This is a genomic window from Synechococcus sp. R6-7 (genome assembly GCF_047461695.1).
GTDB lineage: Bacteria > Cyanobacteriota > Cyanobacteriia > Thermostichales > Thermostichaceae > Thermostichus.
The window spans coordinates 1-4,146 of sequence record NZ_JANSHS010000100.1 but is presented as its reverse complement, the minus strand read 5'-3'; the positions used below and the strand labels follow the sequence as shown (position 1 = coordinate 4,146).

At 59.1% G+C, this 4,146-nt stretch carries 4 protein-coding genes; all 4 read right to left on the bottom strand.

Going from position 1 to position 4,146, the window contains the following annotated elements; genetic code table 11:
* Positions 1–202: 202 nt before the first annotated feature.
* The gene (gene rsgA, locus NW815_RS03625) at positions 203–1,246 is read right to left on the bottom strand and encodes a ribosome small subunit-dependent GTPase A (protein ID WP_414415717.1); all 1,044 of its coding nucleotides are present in this window, start codon (positions 1,244–1,246) and stop codon (positions 203–205) included.
* A complete protein-coding gene (locus NW815_RS03620) occupies positions 1,243–1,512 on the bottom strand; it encodes a sulfurtransferase TusA family protein (RefSeq protein WP_414349857.1) in 270 nt (89 codons plus the stop codon). Before NW815_RS03620 ends, rsgA begins: the two co-directional genes overlap by 4 nt.
* Entirely contained in the window at positions 1,509–2,693 is a 1,185-nt protein-coding gene (dnaJ, locus tag NW815_RS03615; protein WP_414384069.1) for a molecular chaperone DnaJ, read from the bottom strand. Before dnaJ ends, NW815_RS03620 begins: the two co-directional genes overlap by 4 nt.
* A 130-nt stretch (positions 2,694–2,823) precedes the next feature.
* Positions 2,824–4,146, bottom strand: a 1,323-nt coding sequence (dnaK, locus tag NW815_RS03610) for a molecular chaperone DnaK (protein ID WP_414415716.1), incomplete at its 5' end; no start/stop codon positions are given.

The window sequence follows — 4,146 nt, the reverse complement described above, 5'->3', positions numbered from 1 at the left end:
GCTCAAATGAAAGATCAACACAACCTAGCTGACATTCTACGGTCGTTTTATAGTCATTTTAAACAGGAATGAAACATTTCTGTTGTATCGTGTATTGGTTCCTAACTCCCCTCTCCCAAAGGAAGAGGGGCTGGGAGTGGTCGCAGAAGCTGCACGGAATGCTTGAGGAGTGTCTCAATCTAGTTTGGAATGACTATAGTCCTCAGATTGAGGTCTTTCGCGCAATTCTGGCGAGACTGGGATCTTGGCCAGGCTGGATAAGGCCCACCGATGCCTTTTGCACCTGCTGGACTTCTTGCAAAAGCTGCAAGTAAAAAGTCCGTCGTTCCCAATCCAGATCTCGGAGCCCACAGCCCGGCTCTCGATGGTGCAGGCAATCGCGAAACTGACAGGCGCCCAAGCGATCCCTTACTTCGGGGAAGCACCGTATCAACTGCAAAGGATGCACCGGCGGGATCCCTTCGCCAGCATTGAATCCCGGCGAATCGGCGATCCAACCGCCTTCCGGCAAGGGAAACAGCTCCACATGGCGGGTGGTGTGCCGACCATGGCCCAAACGTCTGGAGACGGCCTGAGTGGCCAGCCGAACGTCCGGCAGCAGCCGATTGAGCAAGCTGGATTTGCCCACCCCGGAAGGGCCCATCACCACCGAGATCTGATCTCGGCAACATTGTTGCAACTGGGGGATCCCAGCTTGGGTGTGGGCACTGACCAACAGAGGCTCATATCCCCACCTCTGCAGACGCTCCACCCAAGTTGTCGCCACTTCTGGATCCACGCAGTCGCATTTGTTCAACACCACCTGAACCCGCAGTTGGCTGGCCTCGGCTTGCACCAGCAGACGACTGAGGGCGTTGGGCTCAGGGTCGGGCTCGGCCAGGGCCACCACCACCAGAACTTGGGTCGCGTTGGCAATAGCGGGTCGAGGCAGCTGAGTGCGCCGCGACAGGATCGCCTCGATCACCCCCCGCTCCGGCCAGAGGTCGGCGGCAGCAGGCGGCAAGCGCACCTCCACCCAGTCCCCCACCATCACCTGCTGACCCATTTTTTTCAGCTTGGCCCGACTGGTACAGAGAATCTCTGCCGGCGTGGGCTTTTCAACCGGAAACCGAGCCGGGATCTCGGGAAAAAGGGCGGCCAAACTCGGATCGATCCGCACGCGATAAAAGTTGGCCTGCGCTGCGCGCACCCAGCCGGTACAACTGGATCCCGGATCCCCCTTTCCTTCTGGTTTCACCGGGCTCATGCCGACTCAGGCGTGCCACGACGCACCCAGAGAATGTGATGGCCTTCGGGGGAAGCTGCCTGTCCCTCAATCCGATGCCCGGCCATGGCTAGACTGTTGGGCACCTGCTCCAGAGGTTCTCCCGCATCCAGCCACAGCTCCAGCAGTTCTCCAGGAGCCATGCGCTCCAGGCGCAGCTTCGCCCGCACGTAGTTAAGTGGGCAAGGGATCCCGCGCTGGTCAAGGATAAACTTGACCTCTTCCGACGAAACAGCCTCTGCAGTCATTCTTCCTCACGCTCCCGGTTGCCAGGCATCTGGGCCAGCCCCCGCAACAACCCGCCCAAGAAACCATCCCGCTTGTTGATGCGTTCTCCATGCAGCTCAGCCAGGCGCATGAGCAATTCCCGCTCTTCTGAGCTGATGCGGGTGGGGATCTCCACCACCAAGGTGATTTGGTGGTCGCCCCGAGACATCGGGTTGCCAATGCGAGGTACCCCCTTGCCCTCCAGGGTCAGCACTGTACCCGGCTGGGATCCGGCTGGGATGGTCAGCTCCACCTCCTCCTCCAGGCCGGCTTTCGAGTCCACGGTGGGCACAGAGACCTTGGCCCCCAAGATGGCCTGCAAATAGCTCACCCGCACCTCCGAGAGAATGGTCAGGCCATCTCGCTGGAAGTCGGGATCCGGTTCCACGAATAGGTAGACGTAGAGATCCCCGGGCGGGCCACCGCGTCGACCGGCATCGCCTTCCCCAGAAACCCGCAAACGGGTGCCACTATCCACGCCGGCTGGGATGTTAATGCGCAGTTTCTTCGTGGTTTGGGCCAAGCCCTCGCCATTGCAGTTGTGGCAGGGCTCTTCCAACACCTGACCGCTGCCACCACAGGTGGGACAAACCGAGACCTGGGTAAAGTTGCCAAACGGCGTGCGGGTTGCCCGCCGCACCTGACCGCCGCCTCCGCAGGTGGGGCAAGTTTTCACCTCCGTACCGGGCTTAGCCCCGCTGCCTCCACAGACGTTGCAGACTTCCAAGTGGCTGATGCGAATCTGCTTTTCGCCGCCGAAGATGGCTTCCAGAAACTCCAGTTTTAGGTCAAAGCGCAGATCATCGCCCCGTACCGGCCCCTGGCGACTGCGGGCATAGCTGGCTCCTGCCCCTGCAAAGTTGGTGAAAAAGCTCTCGAAAATGTCGGCAAAGCCACCCATCCCCGCAAAATCCTGGAATCCACTTGCTGCCGCAGCAGCTCCACTCAAACCCGCTTCTCCAAAGCGATCGTAGCGAGCTTTTAGCTCATTATCAGAGAGCACCTCATAGGCACGGTTGATCTCTTTGAAGCGCTCCTCGGCGCCTGGCTCCTTGTTGACATCCGGGTGGTACTTACGAGCCAACCGTCGATAGGCGCGCTTGATCTCCTCTTTGGAGCTATCGCGGCTAACCCCCAAGATTTCATAGTAGTCGCGAGCCATAGAAGCGCTTCAGAAGAGGTTAAAGATCAAAACATCAGACACACTTGAGATGCAACTTGTCAGGCAGCACAACCGAAGCAGACCTACAAGGCACCGGAGCTGGGGGAGAGCAAGCAGTTGCCTAGAATCCTCAGCGAGCTCCATAGATCTCGCTACCCATCTCCAGCAGGACAGCCCGCAGTTCTTCCATTGCGTTCCGTAAAGTTGCTAAGTCTACGTTATCATTTGCCAGCAATGCCCTCAATGTGCCCGCCACTTGAGCCCCCCGCTGGATTCGAGCTTCGCTGAGGCGATTGCCATGCTCCTGCAGGGTTTTGTCGTAGTTGTAGAGCAGGCTATCTGACTGGTTGCGGGCTTCCACCAACTGCCGCCGGCGCTGATCTTCTTCGGCATAGGCCTCCGCTTCCCGACGCATTCGCTCGATCTCGCTGCTGCTCAAGCCACCGTTGTTGGTGATCTTGACGCTCTGCTCGATTCCTGTCCCCTTTTCCCGAGCCGAGACTTTCAAGATCCCGTTGGCATCGATGTCAAAAGAAACCTCGATCTGGGGTACCCCACGGGGAGCCGGCGGGATCCCGGTCAGCTGAAAGCGGCCCAAGGTTTTGTTGTCTTTGGCCATGGCCCGCTCTCCCTGCAGGACGTGAATCTCCACCACACTCTGGCCATCGGTGGCAGTGGAGAAAATCTGGGTTTTACTGGTGGGAATGGTGGTGTTGCGCTCGATGATGCGGGTGAAGACTCCCCCCAGCGTTTCCACCCCAATCGAGAGAGGGATCACGTCCAGCAGCAGTAGATCTTTCACTTCTCCACCCACCACGCCTGCCTGGATGGCAGCGCCAAGGGCCACCGCCTCGTCCGGGTTGACGGAGCGATCTGGGTTTTTTTTGAAGATTTGCCGAATTTTCTCCTGGACAGCGGGAATACGAGTAGAGCCGCCCACCAGCAGCACGCGGTCGATGTCTGCAGGGGAGAGGCCAGCATCCCGCAGCGCCTGTTCTGTAGGCTCCACGGTGGCCTCCACCAGATCCCGCACCAACTCCTCAAACTTGCCGCGGGTCAGCTCCACTTCCAGGTGCTTGGGCCCCGAATCGTCGGCGGTGATAAAAGGCAGGTTAATGAGTGTAACCTGGGTGCTGGACAGCTCAATTTTGGCCTTCTCGGCAGCCTCCCGCATCCGCTGCAGGGCCATGCGATCCCGCGAGAGGTCGATCCCTTCCGTCTCCAAAAACTGACGGATGAGCCAATCGACAATTCTTTGGTCGAAATCATCCCCCCCCAGGTGGTTGTTGCCGGCGGTCGCCTGCACCTCAAACACGCCGCTGCCCAGTTGCAGCACCGAGACGTCGAAGGTGCCGCCACCCAAATCGAAAACCAGAATGCGTAGGTCTTGATCTTGTTTGTCTAGGCCATAGGCCAGGGCGGCTGCTGTCGGCTCGTTGATGATGCGCAGCAC

What these genes read in the sequence shown, in the direction of transcription:
- rsgA (WP_414415717.1), bottom strand. Translation starts at nt 1,246, where the DNA reads ATGAGCCCGGTGAAACCAGAAGGAAAGGGGGATCCGGGATCCAGTTGT.
- NW815_RS03620 (WP_414349857.1), bottom strand. Translation starts at nt 1,512, where the DNA reads ATGACTGCAGAGGCTGTTTCGTCGGAAGAGGTCAAGTTTATCCTTGAC.
- dnaJ (WP_414384069.1), bottom strand. Translation starts at nt 2,693, where the DNA reads ATGGCTCGCGACTACTATGAAATCTTGGGGGTTAGCCGCGATAGCTCC.